Source organism: Metallumcola ferriviriculae (assembly GCF_035573695.1).
Taxonomy (GTDB): domain Bacteria; phylum Bacillota; class JADQBR01; order JADQBR01; family JADQBR01; genus Metallumcola; species Metallumcola ferriviriculae.
Window position 1 is genome coordinate 595,377 of record NZ_CP121694.1, and the last position, 15,578, is coordinate 610,954.

Annotated in this window: 20 protein-coding genes; all 20 read left to right on the forward strand. The window is 48.1% G+C overall.

The genetic code is table 11. The annotated features are described in order from the left end of the window. Positions 1-17: 17 nt before the first annotated feature. The 20 genes from rpiB to murA all read left to right on the forward strand — a co-directional run bounded on the left by rpiB (position 18) and on the right by murA (position 15,576). Positions 18-464, forward strand: coding sequence for a ribose 5-phosphate isomerase B (rpiB, locus tag MFMK1_RS03085; RefSeq protein WP_366923699.1), 447 nt, complete (start codon positions 18-20; stop codon positions 462-464). A gap of 37 nt (positions 465-501) precedes the next feature. Continuing rightward, positions 502-1,044 carry a TIGR01440 family protein gene (locus tag MFMK1_RS03090; RefSeq protein ID WP_366923700.1) on the forward strand — a complete coding sequence of 181 codons (543 nt, stop codon included), beginning with the start codon at positions 502-504 and terminating at the stop codon, positions 1,042-1,044. Positions 1,045-1,061: 17 nt separating this feature from the next. Then, complete coding sequence (locus tag MFMK1_RS03095) at positions 1,062-2,309, forward strand: serine hydroxymethyltransferase (RefSeq protein WP_366923701.1); 1,248 nt, start codon at positions 1,062-1,064, stop codon at positions 2,307-2,309. Between the two features lie 187 nt (positions 2,310-2,496). Further along, a complete protein-coding gene (upp, locus tag MFMK1_RS03100; RefSeq protein WP_366923702.1) occupies positions 2,497-3,126 on the forward strand; it encodes a uracil phosphoribosyltransferase in 630 nt (209 codons plus the stop codon). A gap of 11 nt (positions 3,127-3,137) precedes the next feature. After that, positions 3,138-3,620 (forward strand): deoxycytidylate deaminase, encoded by a 483-nt coding sequence (locus tag MFMK1_RS03105; RefSeq protein WP_428846286.1) that lies wholly within the window; start codon positions 3,138-3,140, stop codon positions 3,618-3,620. Further along, positions 3,621-3,932: a MazG-like family protein gene (locus MFMK1_RS03110; protein ID WP_366923703.1), complete on the forward strand. Its 312-nt coding sequence runs from the start codon at positions 3,621-3,623 to the stop codon at positions 3,930-3,932. Between the two features lie 33 nt (positions 3,933-3,965). After that, positions 3,966-5,132, forward strand: coding sequence for a non-hydrolyzing UDP-N-acetylglucosamine 2-epimerase (gene wecB, locus MFMK1_RS03115; RefSeq protein ID WP_366923704.1), 1,167 nt, complete (start codon positions 3,966-3,968; stop codon positions 5,130-5,132). Between the two features lie 266 nt (positions 5,133-5,398). Next, a complete protein-coding gene (locus tag MFMK1_RS03120) occupies positions 5,399-5,656 on the forward strand; it encodes an AtpZ/AtpI family protein (RefSeq protein WP_366923705.1) in 258 nt (85 codons plus the stop codon). Beyond that, the gene (locus tag MFMK1_RS03125; protein ID WP_366923706.1) at positions 5,653-6,036 is read left to right on the forward strand and encodes an ATP synthase subunit I; all 384 of its coding nucleotides are present in this window, start codon (positions 5,653-5,655) and stop codon (positions 6,034-6,036) included. The genes MFMK1_RS03120 and MFMK1_RS03125 overlap by 4 nt, the downstream gene beginning before the upstream one ends. 4 nt (positions 6,037-6,040) lie before the next feature. After that, positions 6,041-6,730, forward strand: a complete 690-nt coding sequence (gene atpB, locus MFMK1_RS03130; RefSeq protein WP_366923707.1) for a F0F1 ATP synthase subunit A — start codon at positions 6,041-6,043, stop codon at positions 6,728-6,730. Between the two features lie 68 nt (positions 6,731-6,798). Beyond that, positions 6,799-7,023 carry an ATP synthase F0 subunit C gene (atpE, locus tag MFMK1_RS03135; protein ID WP_366923708.1) on the forward strand — a complete coding sequence of 75 codons (225 nt, stop codon included), beginning with the start codon at positions 6,799-6,801 and terminating at the stop codon, positions 7,021-7,023. A gap of 90 nt (positions 7,024-7,113) precedes the next feature. Then, positions 7,114-7,617 carry a F0F1 ATP synthase subunit B gene (gene atpF / locus MFMK1_RS03140; RefSeq protein ID WP_366923709.1) on the forward strand — a complete coding sequence of 168 codons (504 nt, stop codon included), beginning with the start codon at positions 7,114-7,116 and terminating at the stop codon, positions 7,615-7,617. Further along, positions 7,614-8,192 (forward strand): F0F1 ATP synthase subunit delta, encoded by a 579-nt coding sequence (locus MFMK1_RS03145; protein ID WP_366923710.1) that lies wholly within the window; start codon positions 7,614-7,616, stop codon positions 8,190-8,192. The genes atpF and MFMK1_RS03145 overlap by 4 nt, the downstream gene beginning before the upstream one ends. After that, on the forward strand, positions 8,182-9,690 hold the full coding sequence (gene atpA / locus MFMK1_RS03150; protein WP_366923711.1) for a F0F1 ATP synthase subunit alpha: 1,509 nt from the start codon (positions 8,182-8,184) through the stop codon (positions 9,688-9,690). Before MFMK1_RS03145 ends, atpA begins: the two co-directional genes overlap by 11 nt. 83 nt (positions 9,691-9,773) lie before the next feature. Continuing rightward, positions 9,774-10,628: an ATP synthase F1 subunit gamma gene (gene atpG, locus MFMK1_RS03155; protein WP_366923712.1), complete on the forward strand. Its 855-nt coding sequence runs from the start codon at positions 9,774-9,776 to the stop codon at positions 10,626-10,628. An 83-nt stretch (positions 10,629-10,711) separates the two neighbouring features. Next, a complete protein-coding gene (gene atpD, locus MFMK1_RS03160) occupies positions 10,712-12,127 on the forward strand; it encodes a F0F1 ATP synthase subunit beta (protein WP_366923713.1) in 1,416 nt (471 codons plus the stop codon). A 15-nt stretch (positions 12,128-12,142) separates the two neighbouring features. Then, positions 12,143-12,553, forward strand: coding sequence for a F0F1 ATP synthase subunit epsilon (locus MFMK1_RS03165; RefSeq protein WP_366923714.1), 411 nt, complete (start codon positions 12,143-12,145; stop codon positions 12,551-12,553). A gap of 309 nt (positions 12,554-12,862) precedes the next feature. Then, positions 12,863-13,342, forward strand: a complete 480-nt coding sequence (locus tag MFMK1_RS03170) for a hypothetical protein (protein ID WP_366923715.1) — start codon at positions 12,863-12,865, stop codon at positions 13,340-13,342. Between the two features lie 148 nt (positions 13,343-13,490). Then, positions 13,491-14,249, forward strand: coding sequence for a YwmB family TATA-box binding protein (locus tag MFMK1_RS03175; RefSeq protein WP_366923716.1), 759 nt, complete (start codon positions 13,491-13,493; stop codon positions 14,247-14,249). A gap of 70 nt (positions 14,250-14,319) precedes the next feature. Further along, positions 14,320-15,576 carry a UDP-N-acetylglucosamine 1-carboxyvinyltransferase gene (murA, locus tag MFMK1_RS03180; RefSeq protein ID WP_366923717.1) on the forward strand — a complete coding sequence of 419 codons (1,257 nt, stop codon included), beginning with the start codon at positions 14,320-14,322 and terminating at the stop codon, positions 15,574-15,576. The last annotated feature ends 2 nt before the right edge of the window (positions 15,577-15,578 follow it).

Consider the following 15,578-nt stretch of genomic DNA (forward strand, 5'->3'; position numbering starts at 1 on the left):
CACTGGGAGGTTATCAGATGAAAATTGCTTTGGGCAGTGACCACGGCGGCTTTGAATTAAAGGCAATAATAAAGGAATTATTCGATCAGCTCGGTATCCCTTATCAGGATTTTGGTACGTTAGATAAAGAATCGGTGGACTACCCCGACTTTGCCGCAAAAGTGGCAGAAGCAGTGGCCGGGGGCGACTTTGAACGTGGAATCGTGGTGTGTGGTACCGGCATCGGGGTATCCATTGCCGCCAATAAGGTGCGGGGTATCCGGGCGGCCCTTTGTCATGATGTTTTTTCGGCTAAGGCATCTCGGGAACATAACGACGCCAATGTTCTTACCTTGGGGCAGAGAGTAATAGGCCCCGGTCTAGCATTGGAAATTGTCAAGACATGGCTTGGCACCGACTTTGCCGGAGGCAGGCATTCCCGGCGAGTTGATAAAATTAAGGCTATTGAAGAAAGATATCTATAGTATGCTGATTTCCTCTGTATAAAGGGGGTATTTTTTCATGGAATTAAAAGATATATCTATCAGTACAAAAGCAGCAGTCGAATTTCTTATTGACCAGGCCCAGCCGGAAGCGGGGATGGTATTGGTTGTGGGCTGCAGCACTAGTGAAGTGATGGGCAAAAAAATAGGTTCAGCATCCAACGAAGAAGCTGCGCGAACCATTTACCAAGCCATTGCCGAGGCGTGTGACCAGCAGGTGGCACTGGCTTTTCAGTGCTGCGAGCATCTAAACCGGGCTTTAGTGGTTGAAAAGGAAACGGCCATGCGCTTAGGCCTTACCGTAGTCAGTGCGGTTCCCAAGCTTGGCGCCGGCGGTGCACTGTCCGCTCAAGCATTTCGGGAATTTTTGCAGCCGGTACTGGTGGAGCACATCGCGGCCCAGCTGGGCATGGATATTGGCGACACATTTATCGGCATGCACCTTCAGCCGGTACTAAAGCCGGTGCGCGCCAAGGTAACAAAGATAGGCAGCGCCAATTTAACTATGGGGTACAGCAGGCCGAAGCTGATTGGCGGTGAACGGGCTGTTTATTGCGATTAAGAGAGAGGAGAAAGACCATGGGACATTTGACTAACCTACAAAGAATTGACCCCCAGGTGGCCGATGCCATCGGCAGGGAAGAGAACAGGCAGAGGACAAGCTTAGAGCTGATTGCTTCTGAGAACTTTGTTAGTGAGGCCGTATTGGAAGCGTTGGGGACAGTGCTGACAAATAAATATGCCGAGGGATATCCGGGGCGGCGTTATTACGGCGGCTGCCAATTTGTAGATATTGCAGAAGAGCTGGCAATTGAAAGGGCCAAAGAATTATTTGGCGCTGAGCATGTCAATGTGCAGCCGCACTCCGGTGCCCAGGCCAACGGTGCCGTATATTTTGCGCTCCTCAAACCCGGTGATACCGTTTTGGGTATGAATTTGGCCCATGGCGGCCACCTGACTCATGGCAGCCCGGTGAATATTTCCGGAAAATATTATTCTTTTGTACCTTACGGGGTGAGCGAAAAGGATGAAAAATTGGATTACGAGGAAATAGAGCGTTTAGCCCAAGAGCATCAACCAAAGCTGATTGTTGCCGGCGCCAGCGCATATCCTCGTGAACTGGATTTCCCCCGTCTGCGTAATATTGCTGATGCCGTTGCTAGTAAGCTGATGGTGGACATGGCCCATATTGCCGGTTTGGTGGCCGCGGGGGTACACCCGTCGCCGGTACCGCTGGCAGATTTTGTCACCACCACAACCCATAAAACCTTGCGCGGCCCCCGGGGCGGAATGATACTATGCAAGAAAGAATACGGCCAAGCCGTTGATAAAGCCATTTTCCCCGGCACCCAGGGTGGCCCGCTGATGCATGTAATTGCAGCTAAGGCAGTTGCCTTTAAAGAAGCGCTGGGCGAGGATTTTAAGGTTTATCAGCATCAGATAGTTAAAAACGCCAAGCGCCTCGCGGCTGCCTTGGCAGATAAAGGTTTCAGGTTAGTTTCTGGTGGAACAGACAATCACATGATGCTGGTGGATCTGCGTTCTCATGGGATTACCGGGAAGGAAGCCGAAGATATGCTGGAGGAAATCGGTATAACCGTCAACAAGAATGCCATTCCCTTCGATCCCGAAAAGCCGACCGTTACCAGCGGCATACGGGTAGGCACGCCGGCCATTACTACCAGGGGACTGGATGAGGCGGCCATGGAAGAAGTTGCCGAAGCAATGGCCTTGGCTCTAGACAAGCATGATGAGGGCGCTAAGGCGAAAGCTCAGGACATAGTGCAAGCTCTTTGCCGCCGTTTCCCGCTATACTCTACATTTTAAATCAAGGATTATGTGAGCGTCGAACGCGTGTGAGTCAATCATAGGACAAAATAGCTTATAAGAAAATTTATAAATAGTTTAATAATGGTATTATGAAATTTGACAAATAGTTTGACAAATAACTTGACAAAATGGTGCCTGACACCATTTTGTCAAGTTATTGAAATCGGAAATTGGGGGTGCGCGCATGTCAAAAGTATACGTATTGGATCACCCGTTGATTCAGCATAAGCTGACGCTGATCAGGGATGAAAGCACCGGTTCTAAGGAGTTTCGGGAATTGGTGGAAGAGGTGGCAATGCTTATGGCCTATGAGGTGACCCGGGACTTCCCTTTGGAAGAAGTGAGTATAAAGACTCCGGTGGGGCCGGCCAAGGCCAGGGTTATTTCCGGGCGCAAGGTGGGGATTGTACCCATTCTTCGTGCTGGATTAGGAATGGTTAGTGGTATGTTGGAATTGATTCCTACGGCCAAGGTGGGTCATGTGGGTCTTTATCGTGACCCGGATACACTGCAGCCGGTGGAATATTACTGTAAGCTGCCTACCGATGTCACGGAACGGGACTTAATTATTATCGACCCGATGCTGGCTACCGGTGGTTCTGCTGCCGCGGCTATTCAGTTTCTTAAGGACCGGGGGGTCAAGAATATTAAATTGGTCTGTCTGATCGCAGCTCCTGAAGGTATTGACAATGTCCAAGAGCAACATGATGATGTGGATATTTATACTGCCGCAGTTGACGAAAAGCTTAATGAACATGGCTATATAGTACCCGGTCTCGGTGATGCCGGCGACCGGCTGTTCGGTACTAAATAACTGGGGAGAGGATGCCCTTGACTGAAAAAGTAGGTGCTCGTCCCGGCTGGGACGAGTATTTTATGGAAATAGCGCAAACTGTGGCCAGGCGTTCTACCTGTAAAAGACGGCAGGTGGGGGCGGTGGCTGTTAAGGATAAGCGAATACTGAGCACCGGCTATAACGGTGCGCCGGCCGGAATTGCTCATTGTGCTGAGACCGGATGCCTGCGGGAGCAGATGCAGGTGCCCCCGGGTGAACGGCATGAATTGTGCCGTGGGCTCCATGCCGAGCAAAACAGTATTATTCAAGCAGCGGTACATGGGGTGAGTATCAAGGGGGCAACATTTTATGTCACCCACCAACCCTGTGTGGTATGTGCGAAGATGCTGATAAATGCCGGCGCGGAAAAAATTATTATCTTGGAAGATTATCCTGACCAACTGTCTCGGGAGATGTTTCAGCAGGCAGGTATTTTAGTGGAAAAATTCGGGGAGAGAAACGAGGGGAAATAAGTGCAGAAAAAAATTGTCGCCCTGCCCCGGTTAAACCAACTTTCACCGACCTTGGAGTCCACCGCTTTGAAGCTGATGGAGGAGACCGGCGAATTGGCTCAGGCCATGGGCAAATTTCGCGGACTGAACGGTGAACAGGACCGGGTGGGGGAAAAAGAAGTTATGACCATGATTACCCAAGAATTATTGGATGTAGCCCAAACCGCAGTATCAATGATGTTTGTGCTGGAGGAACATTATGACGTCAATATTGATGATGCATTGGAAGAACATATCAATAAGTTGATCAGCAAAGGATATTTGTCGGATTAAATAGCGAAGTATTTTACTAGGAGGACGACGAATATGCCCAAAATACTAACGATATTTGGCACCAGGCCCGAGGCCATAAAAATGGCGCCGTTGGTCACTGCCTTAAAAAGGCAGCCGGAATATGAGACGGTAGTGGCAGTTTCCGCTCAACATCGCGAAATGCTTGATCAGGTGCTGGGTCTGTTTCACATTAGCCCGGACTATGATTTGGATATTATGCGGCACGGTCAGAGTTTAACTCAGGTGACCTCCAGAGTGCTAAATGGCCTAGAAGAAGTAATTGTCAAGGAACAACCGGACATGATTTTAGTGCACGGTGATACCACCACTACCTTTGTGGCGGCCCTCGCCGGATACTATCAGCAGACAGCGGTGGGTCATGTGGAAGCCGGACTGCGTACCGGCAATAAGTATTCGCCGTACCCTGAAGAAATGAATCGGCGCCTTGCCGGTGCACTTACCGACTTACATTTTGCACCTACGGATGAGGCCCGGGATAATCTGCTGGCCGAGGGGACAGCACCGGATAAGATATTTGTTACGGGAAACACGGTCATTGACGCATTGCTGACTACCGTAGATAAAAGATTTCAATTCGCTGACCCGGTCTTGGAGGAGTTAACTGCATCAGGTAAAAAGTTTCTGTTGTTAACTGCGCACCGTCGAGAAAACTGGGGTAAACCAATGGCAAGAATCTTTCGGGCAGTGAAGAGATTAGCCGACAATCACCCCGAAATGGCTGTGGTTTTTCCTGTCCACAAAAACCCCCGGGTGCGGCAGCTGGCCCATGAAATCTTGGGTGGCCATGCCGGGGTGGTACTTATTGAACCGTTAGACTACCAGCCATTTGCCAACTTAATGGATCGGTCCCAATTAGTTCTTACCGACTCCGGCGGTATGCAGGAGGAGGCACCCTCGCTCGGGAAGCCGGTACTGGTACTAAGAGATACCACCGAGCGCCCGGAAGCAGTGGTAGCAGGCACAGTACGACTTGTGGGTACCGACGAGGAAAAGATTTTTCGTCAGGCAGAGAAGGTACTTACTGATCCTGATGAATATGCGCAGATGGCCCAGGCAACCAACCCCTATGGAGACGGACAGGCTTGTAAAAGAATTATTCAATGTCTTGATTACTACTTTGGTTTGCGTTCGGAGCAGCCAATGGAGTTTAACTATTCTGGGGAGATAGGTAAGTATTAAGAATATTAAGTGATAAGGTTCAAAAAACTTTGTCTTAAAAAAAGGAATTTTTTACTTCAGCGAGAATATAAGTGTCTGTACCTTGTATACATACTTGAGAAGTAAAGCACATGATGGCTTAAAGAAAGGTGTCACCCGTTAAGACACCGACCAATTATAGAAATAAAAATTGTCAGAAAGTTTAATTATAGCAATAAATGCATAAATTTGGTGTCAAATGAAAAATTAAGAAGAGTACCCCAGAGATATCTCAGGGAAGTGAAACCATGAAAAAGGATTATTGGAATTACGCCCGTTACGCTAACTTTGCTCTCTCCTTCGGAATTACCATGGCACTGAGTATTTTTTTAGGCCTTTATGGAGGCAGTTGGTTGGACAAGCGGCTTGGTACCTCACCCTGGTTTCTGTTGACGGGCATCTTATTGGGGGTTGCGGTTTCCTTTAAAGCCCTCTTATCTGAATTAATGGTCTTACAGAAAACAGAGGACACGATCCCGGAGGATGATAACGAAAAAGAGGAATGAAAAGTTTGGGTCAATACCAGCAAGCTCAACTGCCAAAAATAAGACAAATCATAGTAATGGGTTTAGTCTTGGCCGGCATAGCCGTAATTTTCGGCCAGTTTTCTGTGGCAATGGGCATTGCAGCAGGAGTACCCGTCAGTGTTATTAATTATTACCTGATGGTAAGCGCTATAGATAGTGCTGCTACTGCTGAGGGAGAGACAACCCAAACCTTTTTTATGCGCCGATTTTTGTACCGCACGCTGATAACCTTTACTACTTTGTTTCTTTCCCTTCTGGGAGGTGTCCAATTTATGTTGGGCATGGCGGTGGGCCTGTCCCTACAGATGTTGGTGCACTTATTGGAAGGTATTAGTTTAATATTTTACAAAAGGGGGTGATTTTGTGGAAGAGAAACTACAGGAGCTTGCGGCAGTGATGGAACACTTAAAGCCCCATGATGTATTGGTCTTGGGCAGTGTCCATATCACCTCCACGGTGGTGACTACCTGGATGGTAATGGCAGTACTTTTCACCGCAGTCTTTTTGGCTACCCGCAATTTAAACAGCAAACCCCGCGGCGTGCAGCATCTGTTGGAACTTCTGATTGGTTTTATCGAGGGAATGCTGGAAGATGCTATGGGCAAAAAAGGTAAGAAATATTTACCGCTGGTTGCTACTTTGTTTGTCTTTATTCTCAGTCTGAATTTATCCTGGTTTATTCCTACGGTGAAACCGCCGACCATCGACTTGAGCACCACTGCGGCATTCGGTGTGGCTACTATTGTGCTTATTCAAATTTTTGCCATCCAGCACAAGGGCATAAAGGGTTACCTGCATCATTTCGCGGAACCTACTCCCATTTTGGCACCGCTTACCATCGTAGAGGAATTTGTAAAACCGATTTCGCTTTCTTTGCGTCTGTTTGGTAACATGTTTGGCGAAAAGATGGTTGTTACCATCCTTTTCATATTGCTGCCCTTAATTGTCCCTACCCCAATCATGCTTTTGGGTGTACTGATGGGATTAATTCAGGCACTGGTTTTCACCATTCTGCCTGTGACCTACATTCAGGCATTCATCCAAGGTCACTAAGCAAATCAGCTGCAAATTAGGGGCTTTATTGAAGACTTATATCAAATCTTTGAAAGGAGGGGAATTTAATGACAGCTTTGGGTTTTGTCGGCGTGGGTATTGCTATGGGTTTGGCCGCTATGGGTTCTGCTTTGGGCCAGGGTAATGCATCCGCCAGTGCTATGGAAGGTATTGCCCGTCAACCGGAAGCTTCCGGTGAGATCAGAACTACTTTATTGTTAGCCCTGGCATTCATGGAAGCTCTTACACTCTTCACATTTGTTATTGCCATCTTAATGTGGACTAAGCTCTAAGGATTAATTTAAAAGTCTTACGGGGCGAATAGGAGAAGTGTTCTTATTCGCCCACCTACTATTTATTGGGCAAGAGGGGAGGTAAAACCCATGGCAATTCTAAACGCGCTGAACTTTAACGTCTGGACATTCCTCTTACAAATAGTCAATCTTTTGGTTGTGATTGCTATTTTAAATAAATTGTTATATCAGCCTGTAGCTAAAATCATGCGTGAGCGTGAAGCACAGATAGAGGGTTCTATTAGTGAGGCTAACCGTGCCCAAAAAGACGCGGAAAAGTTGTTGGCCGAGTATGAAGAAAAAATGCAGACAGCTAAAAAAGAAGCTCAGGAGATTGTCAGCCGTGCTGATAAAATGGGCGAAGATATGAGGCAGAAGATGGTTAGCGATGCCCGGGAGGAATCGACGAGGACGCTGGCTAAGGCCAAAGAGGAAATCGCCGGTGAAAAAGCTAAAGCACTTGCTGAAATTCGCGACGAAGTGGCTACCTTGGCCATGTTGGCTGCCGGTAAGGTTGTAGGCCGTGCAATTGATGACGAAGACCAAAGAAAACTGGTGGAGGAATTTGTATCTGAGGTAGGCGAGTTGCAATGATAGACAGAACTATTGCGCGGCGTTATGCCCAGGCACTTTTTGCAATAGCCCGGGAAAGCGATAAGATTAAGCAGTTTGAAGACGAGCTCACACTGGTGGTAGATACAATCCAGGCCAGTCCCGAGCTGGAGCAGGTATTGGAACACCAGTTGATTGAACCGGAAGCGAAAAAAGAACTTCTTGAAAAGGTTTTCCGCAGTCAGGTCTCACAGGAGATCCTGAATTTTGTCAAACTGGTCTGCGACAAGCGTCGTGAGCGCTATCTCAGCCAGATGCTGCGGGAATATATCGCCTTTGCGGATGAGGCAAGGAATGTTTTGGCGGCTACGGTCAGGACCGCCAAGGAATTAACGCCGGAGCATTATCAGGGCATTAAGGAAAAATTGTCTAAAATGACCGGTAAGGAAATCCGCCTGGAAACCAAGGTGGATCCGGAGTTAATAGCCGGGGTGGTTGTGAAGATTGGTGACCGTGTTTATGATGGCAGTGTCGCTAACCGCCTTAGCGATCTAAAAACACACCTGACTAAAGTGCATTTTTCCAAAGATAGGGGTGAAGTAGCCGATGAGCATTAGGCCTGAAGAAATAAGCTCAATTTTGAAACAGCAGATTGAGCGTTACGAGGTACAAGTAGAAGTAACGGATGTGGGCACTGTAATCCAAGTAGGTGATGGGATTGCTCGTATCTATGGCTTGGAAAAGGCCATGGCCGGTGAGCTGCTGGAATTCCCCGGCGGCATTTACGGCATGGTGCTTAACCTAGAGGAAGATAACATCGGTGCTGTTATCCTTGGTCCCTACACTAAAATTAAAGAAGGGGACGAGGTAAAGCGTACCGGTAGAATTGTGGAGGTTCCTGTTGGTGAGGCCCTGGTGGGCCGGGTTGTTAACTCTTTGGGGCAACCTATTGACGGTAAGGGACCTATTGAAACAAAAGAGTTCCGGGCCATCGAAAGTTCCGCGCCCGGTGTCGTATACCGACAGCCTGTGGCAGAGCCGCTGCAGACCGGACTTAAGTCCATCGATGCATTGGTTCCCATTGGCAGAGGTCAGCGTGAATTAATTATCGGTGACCGCCAGACAGGTAAAACGGCGGTGGCAATCGATACCATTATCAATCAAAAAGGCAAAGGTGTCATTTGCGTTTATGTGGCAATCGGGCAGAAGGCATCGACAGTGGCCGGTTTAGTGAAGAGGCTGGAAGATAACGGTGCCATGGACTATACCATTATAGTATCCGCTACGGCCAGTGAACCTGCACCGCTTTTGTATATTGCTCCTTATACCGGCTGTGCCATGGCCGAACATTTTATGTATAAGGGCGGGCACGCACTTTGCGTCTATGATGATTTGTCTAAGCAGGCAGCAGCTTATCGTGAGTTATCACTGCTGTTAAGACGTCCTCCGGGTCGAGAAGCTTACCCCGGTGATGTTTTTTATTTACATTCCCGTTTGTTGGAAAGAGCAGCTAAGCTGAGTGACGCTGAAGGCGGCGGCAGCCTGACAGCCCTTCCCATTATTGAGACCCAGGCCGGGGACGTATCAGCATATATCCCCACTAACGTTATTTCCATCACTGACGGTCAGATATTCCTCGAGTCAGACCTTTTCTACGCAGGTTTCCGACCCGCTATTAACGTGGGTATCTCCGTATCGAGGGTTGGTGGTTCGGCCCAAATTAAGGCAATGAAGAAGGTTGCCGGTAGTTTGCGTCTGGACTTGGCACAGTACCGAGAGTTGGCAGCGTTTGCCCAGTTCGGTTCTGACCTAGACAAAGCAACACAAGCCAGGCTGGCCCGCGGCGAACGAATGATGGAAGTATTGAAGCAGGGGCAATATAGCCCCATGCCTGTTGAGGAAGAAGTAGTGGTGGTTTACACGGCTGCTAACGGATACCTTGACGATGTAGAAGTGGATAGTATCCGCAAGTTTGAGCAGGAGTTCCTAAACTTTATGCGCACCAGTAAGAAAGAATTGCTGGATAAGATTGCCTCAGAGGGCAAGTGGACTGATGAAATTGTAGAAAAATTAAAGGCCGCAATCGTAGAGTTTAAAGATAATTTTGCTGCCTAGTATATTAACTGTTTCGGCATTCAGTTCTTTACTATTATAATTCTGGATGACCGGGCAACCCCTGAAAAAGGTGGTGAGAAATTATGGCCGGCATACGAGATATTAAAAGGCGTATTCGCAGTATCACGAATACGCAGCAGATTACCAAAGCGATGAAGATGGTATCAGCAGCCAAACTGCGCAAGGCCCAAGAGGCAGTAACGGCGGCTCGTCCTTATTCTAACAAATTGGAGCAAGTTCTGGCTCGTCTGGCAGCTAACGCCGAAGAACTAAGCCTGCCGCTGGCAGAGACTCGTCCAGGGAAAAAGGCTGGGTATCTGGTCATCAGCGGCGATCGAGGCCTGGCCGGCGGTTATAATGCCAACATCCTTAAATTGGCTTTGGGAAGAATACATCAGCATGAGGAAGAAGCATCGGTAATTTGTGTCGGGCGTAAAGGCAGAGACTTTTTTCGCCGAAGAGGAATACCCATCGCCAAGGAATATCTAGATATCGGTGACAATCCCAATTTTATTCAGGCTAGGGAAATTGCCAAGGAAGTTACTGATATGTTTTTGGATGGGACCTTTGATAAAATTTATCTGGTTTATACCGAATTCATGACCGCCATGAGCCAAAATCCGACGGTCAGCCAACTGTTGCCCATAGAATCTGAAGTGGAAAATCAGGAGGAGCAGGGTGAAGAATACATTTTCGAACCCAACGCCATGGAAGTACTGGAGGTTCTGATGCCCCGGTTTGTGGATATGGCAGTTTACCGGGTGTTGTTAGAAGCTAAGGCCAGTGAACATGGAGCTAGGATGACCGCTATGGGCGCCGCTACGGATAATGCCGATGATATAATCGACAGGCTGACCCTGACCTTCAACAGGGCGCGGCAGGCGGCCATTACCAGAGAGATTTCCGAAATTGTGGGCGGTGCTGAGGCTCTAAATTAGAAAATTGCCGAATGTTTCGGCATGGCATAAAGATTTATTACGGCCGGTGAAAGTACCGGTTAGATGAATAGGAGGGACAATCGATGAATCTAGGCAAGGTAGTACAGGTTATCGGGCCTGTGGTAGATGTGCGTTTTGATGAAGAACTGCCTGAACTGTATAGCGCCGTCAAAATAACCTCCGACAATCAACCTAAGGATGCGGCCCGGCAGGATATAGATATTACCATGGAGGCAATGCAGCATCTAGGAAATGATACAGTTCGTTGTGTTGCTTTATCTTCAACCGATGGCCTGCAACGAGGTATGATTGCTGCAGATACCGGGGCACCTATTAGTGTTCCTGTTGGCAGAAATACTCTAGGAAGAATGTTTAATGTAATTGGTGAGACCATCGACGGTAAAGGTGACTTCGAAGTACAAGAAACGCTTCCCATTCACCGTCCGGCACCAGACTACGCAGATTTAGAACCGTCTACTGAAGTTTTGGAGACTGGTATTAAGGTGGTTGATCTGCTGGCACCATATGCTAAAGGTGGAAAAGTAGGTCTCTTTGGTGGTGCCGGCGTGGGTAAGACTGTATTGATCATGGAACTTATCCGCAACATCGCCTATGAGCACGGTGGATTCTCTGTCTTCGCCGGTGTAGGCGAGCGTACCCGTGAGGGTAATGATTTATGGTTGGAAATGAATGAGTCCGGCGTTATTGATAAAACCGCGCTGGTATTCGGTCAGATGAATGAACCTCCCGGAGCCCGCATGCGGGTGGGATTGACCGGCTTGACATTGGCTGAGTACTTCCGTGATCAGGAAGGCCAGGACGTATTATTTTTTATCGATAACATTTTCCGTTTCACCCAAGCAGGTTCTGAAGTGTCCGCGTTGTTAGGCCGGATGCCGTCGGCGGTGGGTTATCAGCCCACTTTGGCTACTGAGATGGGCCAACTGCAGGAGCGGATTACATCTACTAAGAAAGGTTCAGTTACATCAGTGCAGGCGATTTACGTACCTGCGGATGACTTGACTGACCCTGCCCCGGCAACAACATTCGCACACTTGGATGCGACTACAGTGTTGAACCGGGCAATTTCTGAAAAAGGTATTTACCCGGCGGTTGACCCGCTAGACTCTACATCTAGAATTCTTGAACCCGGTGTCATTGGGCAAGAGCACTACGATGTGGCCAGGGGTGTGCAGGAGGTACTGCAAAGATACCAGGAATTACAGGATATCATTGCTATTCTCGGTATGGACGAGCTGTCTGAGGATGACAAGCTGATAGTAGCTCGGGCTAGAAGAATAGAGCGCTTCTTATCTCAACCATTCTTCGTGGCGGAAGCATTTACCGGTATGGAAGGTGTTTACGTACCGTTAAAGGAAACTGTCCGCAGCTGTAAAGAAATTTTAGATGGCAAACATGACGATCTGCCGGAAGAAGCATTTCTGATGGTCGGCACTATCGAAGATGCAGTGAAGAAGGCCGAAGGTTTAGTGAAGTAGAAGGGCGTGGTATAAATGGCTGATAAAAAATTAACAGTGGAAGTTGTTACGCCTGAACGTTCGGTAGCCGGCAAGGAAATAGATTCGCTGGTGGTGCCCGCCAGTGAAGGGTATCTGGGTGTTTTGCCGGGCCATGCGCCGTTAGTAACGGGTCTGCAGGTTGGTGTGATTACCATGAAAAACGGCGGTCAGGACGAAACTATAGCTATCAGCGGCGGTTTTATGGAAGTAATCGAGGATAAGGTAACCATTATGCCTGATACCGCTGAGACAGCCGCAGAGATTGACGCTGCTCGGGCGGAGCGCGCTAAAGAAAGGGCCGAGGAAAGACTAGAGAAAAGGCCTGAGGGATTGGATGCAGCCCGGGCAGAGGCCGCATTACAGCGGGCAATAGCACGTATTAAGGCAGTTAAGGGAGTACGGTAATCGCTCCGTACGTTACAGATATTACCACGGGTCTCGTGCAGGAGATTCGTCCGTGAGCAAGAATAAGTATGGTAGTTGCTTTTAAGGCAAAGCAATTAACCTAAGGCACGAACACCACGGTGAAAACCGTGGTGTTCGTGTGTTTGCGTGGGTCTTGCGCCATACACCACCCTCACAATAGATTCCCATTGGGAGGACGAGTTTGATTAGAGTATATATGTATATGTAAAATTAACAATTTTTTCAACGTCATTACCAGGAATGTTTTCCGTTAAGAGAGGAAAAATATTTTGGAAGAGGTGATATTCCATGGGACGAAAGAAAATACTACTTTTACTTATTGTGGTTATGACGGTACTGGCCGCGGGATGCCTGAATGAAAAAGGAAATCCGCTGCCCAATGAAAAGGCGCCTGATCGTACGGCGCTGCAGCAGACCAATCCTAAAAGCGTAGCCGAAGAATTTATTCGCGCCCAGGCCAACAACAACCGAACTACCATGAATAAACTGATGACTACTGAATTAAAGAACAGTTTTCAGGAGAAGGATCTTTATCTCTTTAATAATGAAGCGCTAAAGGGTAAGGAAGTAGTGCTAAATAACATCAAGCTGATGGAAGAAAACACAGAAAAAGATAACGCCAAGCTGTACACAGTAGATTATGAACTGACTTTGACAGAAGATACTTTAAAAGATGTGCGGCAGGTAACCGATTTGGTGTTTGTCACCAAAAATATCGAAAGCGGCAAATGGTTCGTTTCCACCTACCAACACGTACTGCTGCAGTAAAGATGCGTCTTCTGAAAGTCCATCGCAGCTCACCCGCGGTGGACTTTTTGCAGGACCTAAAAAGATGATTTCTGCCGGGTCCCCCGACTAAACAACCGTTATCTGGTAACACTAGTATTATGGTTGTTTTGAAAAGGGGGATTTTTTCATGAAGAAATTATTAACTGCAGTTATTTTTTGCGGCGTTATTGCCGCCATGTACTTTCAACCAATCCAAGCTACTGTGGGACAGGACCGCCTCCATGAGGACCCAATTTTCCGGGCCTTTGACAAAAGCGGTGCCGCACCTTATGAATTAAATATTCAAGGGTGGGCGAAAATAAATGATGAATACATGGATTTTAGCAACCTGCAGCCAATGGTTACTAAGGTGGGTGAAGCTTTGGCGATTAATGAAGAGTTCACGCGAGAGACCATTAGAGAAGAAACTATGCGGGGCATCACCGCGATAAAGGAGATGAATCCCGGCGAATATGCGGTAATCGTGCTTCAGACACTAAAAAACGAGGACAAAAATTCCGGCGAGACATATCTTATTTTAACCCTATCCCGAGCGGGAGACATAAGCGCCATGCATACCTACCGTGATCAAATACTTAGTGCATTTCAATCTTTGCAAAGAAAGCCGGAAGTCTCCACATGGCTCACCGGAACACTGCCGGGGCAGTTGACCCCGACAGAAGCAAATCAGCTGTTAAAGGAAATGTTTACCGCAGCGGGAGTGAAAGATACTCGGGGTATAAGCAGCGATAAATTGGTCAGTCTTAGCGGCTACAGCCCATTAATACCCGAATATACCACTGTGGCCGGCCGTAAGGTAAACATCAATATTGCCGTAAGGTATCATACGAATGATGCTAAAACCTATGTTTATCTCGGTTCGCCATTGTTGGATGGTGAGTACTAGAATATAAATAGTTTATGACTAAAGTTGGGCGAAAAGTTAATGGACTGGATCACTAGGGAGGCAGGACAGGGTGAATAAGATAGTGGTATCAGGGGGCAGGACATTACAAGGGAAGGTAACAGTCAGCGGTGCCAAAAATGCAGTCTTACCCATTATTGCCGCTACGCTGCTTGCCGAAGAAGGCAAAAGTATTATTGAAGATACCCCGCGTCTCACTGATGTGGAAACTATCTACCAAGTGCTGCGCCACCTGGGAGTGAAGGTGACCGCAGAAGGCAGCACGCTGACAATGGACGCCGGGGAAATCCCTGCATGGGATGCGCCTTACGAATACGTTCGCCAAATGCGGGCATCTTTTCTCATCACAGGTCCGCTGCTGGCTCGAACCGGGCATGCCAGGCTGTCCCTGCCCGGGGGCTGTTCTATCGGCAGCCGGCCAATAGATCTACACTTAAAAGGACTCGCAGCACTGGGGGCTCAGATCGAGATCGGCCATGGTATCATCGATGTGTACAGCGATGGATTAAAGGGTAACAGAATTTACCTGGACTTTCCCAGTGTCGGTGCTACAGAGAATATCATGATGGCCGCGGCTCTTGCCCAGGGCAGTACAATTATTGAAAATGTTGCTGAAGAACCAGAAATTGTCGATTTGGCCAATTTCCTTAACAGCATGGGCGGACATGTTACCGGAGCCGGTACCAATATCATCAAGGTTGATGGTGCAAAGGTGCTGCGAGGCGCGACCCACACGGTGATCCCCGATCGGATAGAGGCGGGTACGTTTATGGTGGCAGTGGCTGCTGCCGGCGGTGATGTGCTGGTGGCCAACGTGATTGAGGACCATCTTAAACCTGTAGTTGCCAAGCTTAAAGAAGCTGGGGTAGAAATTACCGAAGAATCAGATGGGATCCGCGTAAAGAGCGGTGGTAGACTCTATGCTGTCGATGTAAAGACTCTGCCCTATCCGGGATTTCCCACAGATATGCAGGCCCAATTTATGGCGCTGATGGCTGTCTGCCAGGGAACGAGTATCGTGACCGAGACGGTTTTTGAAAACCGTTTTATGCACGTCAATGAGTTAAAACGTATGGGAGCTAATGTCAACATTGAGGGTCATAGCGCAGTAGTGAAAGGCGTTCAGCGACTTACCGGTGCGCCGGTGAAGGCGACTGATTTGCGGGCCGGTGCGGCACTAATTATAGCCGGACTGGTGGCCGAAGGAAATACGGAAATCGGCTGCACTTATCATATATATCGAGGATACGAAGATATTGTGGAAAAATTCAACAGCATCGGAGCCGACATTCGGCGTGCAGAGGATTAACC

Bases quoted from the DNA above. Each gene is read 5' to 3' on its own strand.
- rpiB (WP_366923699.1), top strand. From the start codon at position 18: ATGAAAATTGCTTTGGGCAGTGACCACGGCGGCTTTGAATTAAAGGCA.
- MFMK1_RS03090 (WP_366923700.1), top strand. From the start codon at position 502: ATGGAATTAAAAGATATATCTATCAGTACAAAAGCAGCAGTCGAATTT.
- MFMK1_RS03095 (WP_366923701.1), top strand. From the start codon at position 1,062: ATGGGACATTTGACTAACCTACAAAGAATTGACCCCCAGGTGGCCGAT.
- upp (WP_366923702.1), top strand. From the start codon at position 2,497: ATGTCAAAAGTATACGTATTGGATCACCCGTTGATTCAGCATAAGCTG.
- MFMK1_RS03105 (WP_428846286.1), top strand. From the start codon at position 3,138: ATGCCCTTGACTGAAAAAGTAGGTGCTCGTCCCGGCTGGGACGAGTAT.
- wecB (WP_366923704.1), top strand. From the start codon at position 3,966: ATGCCCAAAATACTAACGATATTTGGCACCAGGCCCGAGGCCATAAAA.
- MFMK1_RS03120 (WP_366923705.1), top strand. From the start codon at position 5,399: ATGAAAAAGGATTATTGGAATTACGCCCGTTACGCTAACTTTGCTCTC.
- MFMK1_RS03125 (WP_366923706.1), top strand. From the start codon at position 5,653: ATGAAAAGTTTGGGTCAATACCAGCAAGCTCAACTGCCAAAAATAAGA.
- atpE (WP_366923708.1), top strand. From the start codon at position 6,799: ATGACAGCTTTGGGTTTTGTCGGCGTGGGTATTGCTATGGGTTTGGCC.
- atpF (WP_366923709.1), top strand. From the start codon at position 7,114: ATGGCAATTCTAAACGCGCTGAACTTTAACGTCTGGACATTCCTCTTA.
- MFMK1_RS03145 (WP_366923710.1), top strand. From the start codon at position 7,614: ATGATAGACAGAACTATTGCGCGGCGTTATGCCCAGGCACTTTTTGCA.
- atpA (WP_366923711.1), top strand. From the start codon at position 8,182: ATGAGCATTAGGCCTGAAGAAATAAGCTCAATTTTGAAACAGCAGATT.
- atpG (WP_366923712.1), top strand. From the start codon at position 9,774: ATGGCCGGCATACGAGATATTAAAAGGCGTATTCGCAGTATCACGAAT.
- atpD (WP_366923713.1), top strand. From the start codon at position 10,712: ATGAATCTAGGCAAGGTAGTACAGGTTATCGGGCCTGTGGTAGATGTG.
- MFMK1_RS03165 (WP_366923714.1), top strand. From the start codon at position 12,143: ATGGCTGATAAAAAATTAACAGTGGAAGTTGTTACGCCTGAACGTTCG.
- MFMK1_RS03170 (WP_366923715.1), top strand. From the start codon at position 12,863: ATGGGACGAAAGAAAATACTACTTTTACTTATTGTGGTTATGACGGTA.
- MFMK1_RS03175 (WP_366923716.1), top strand. From the start codon at position 13,491: ATGAAGAAATTATTAACTGCAGTTATTTTTTGCGGCGTTATTGCCGCC.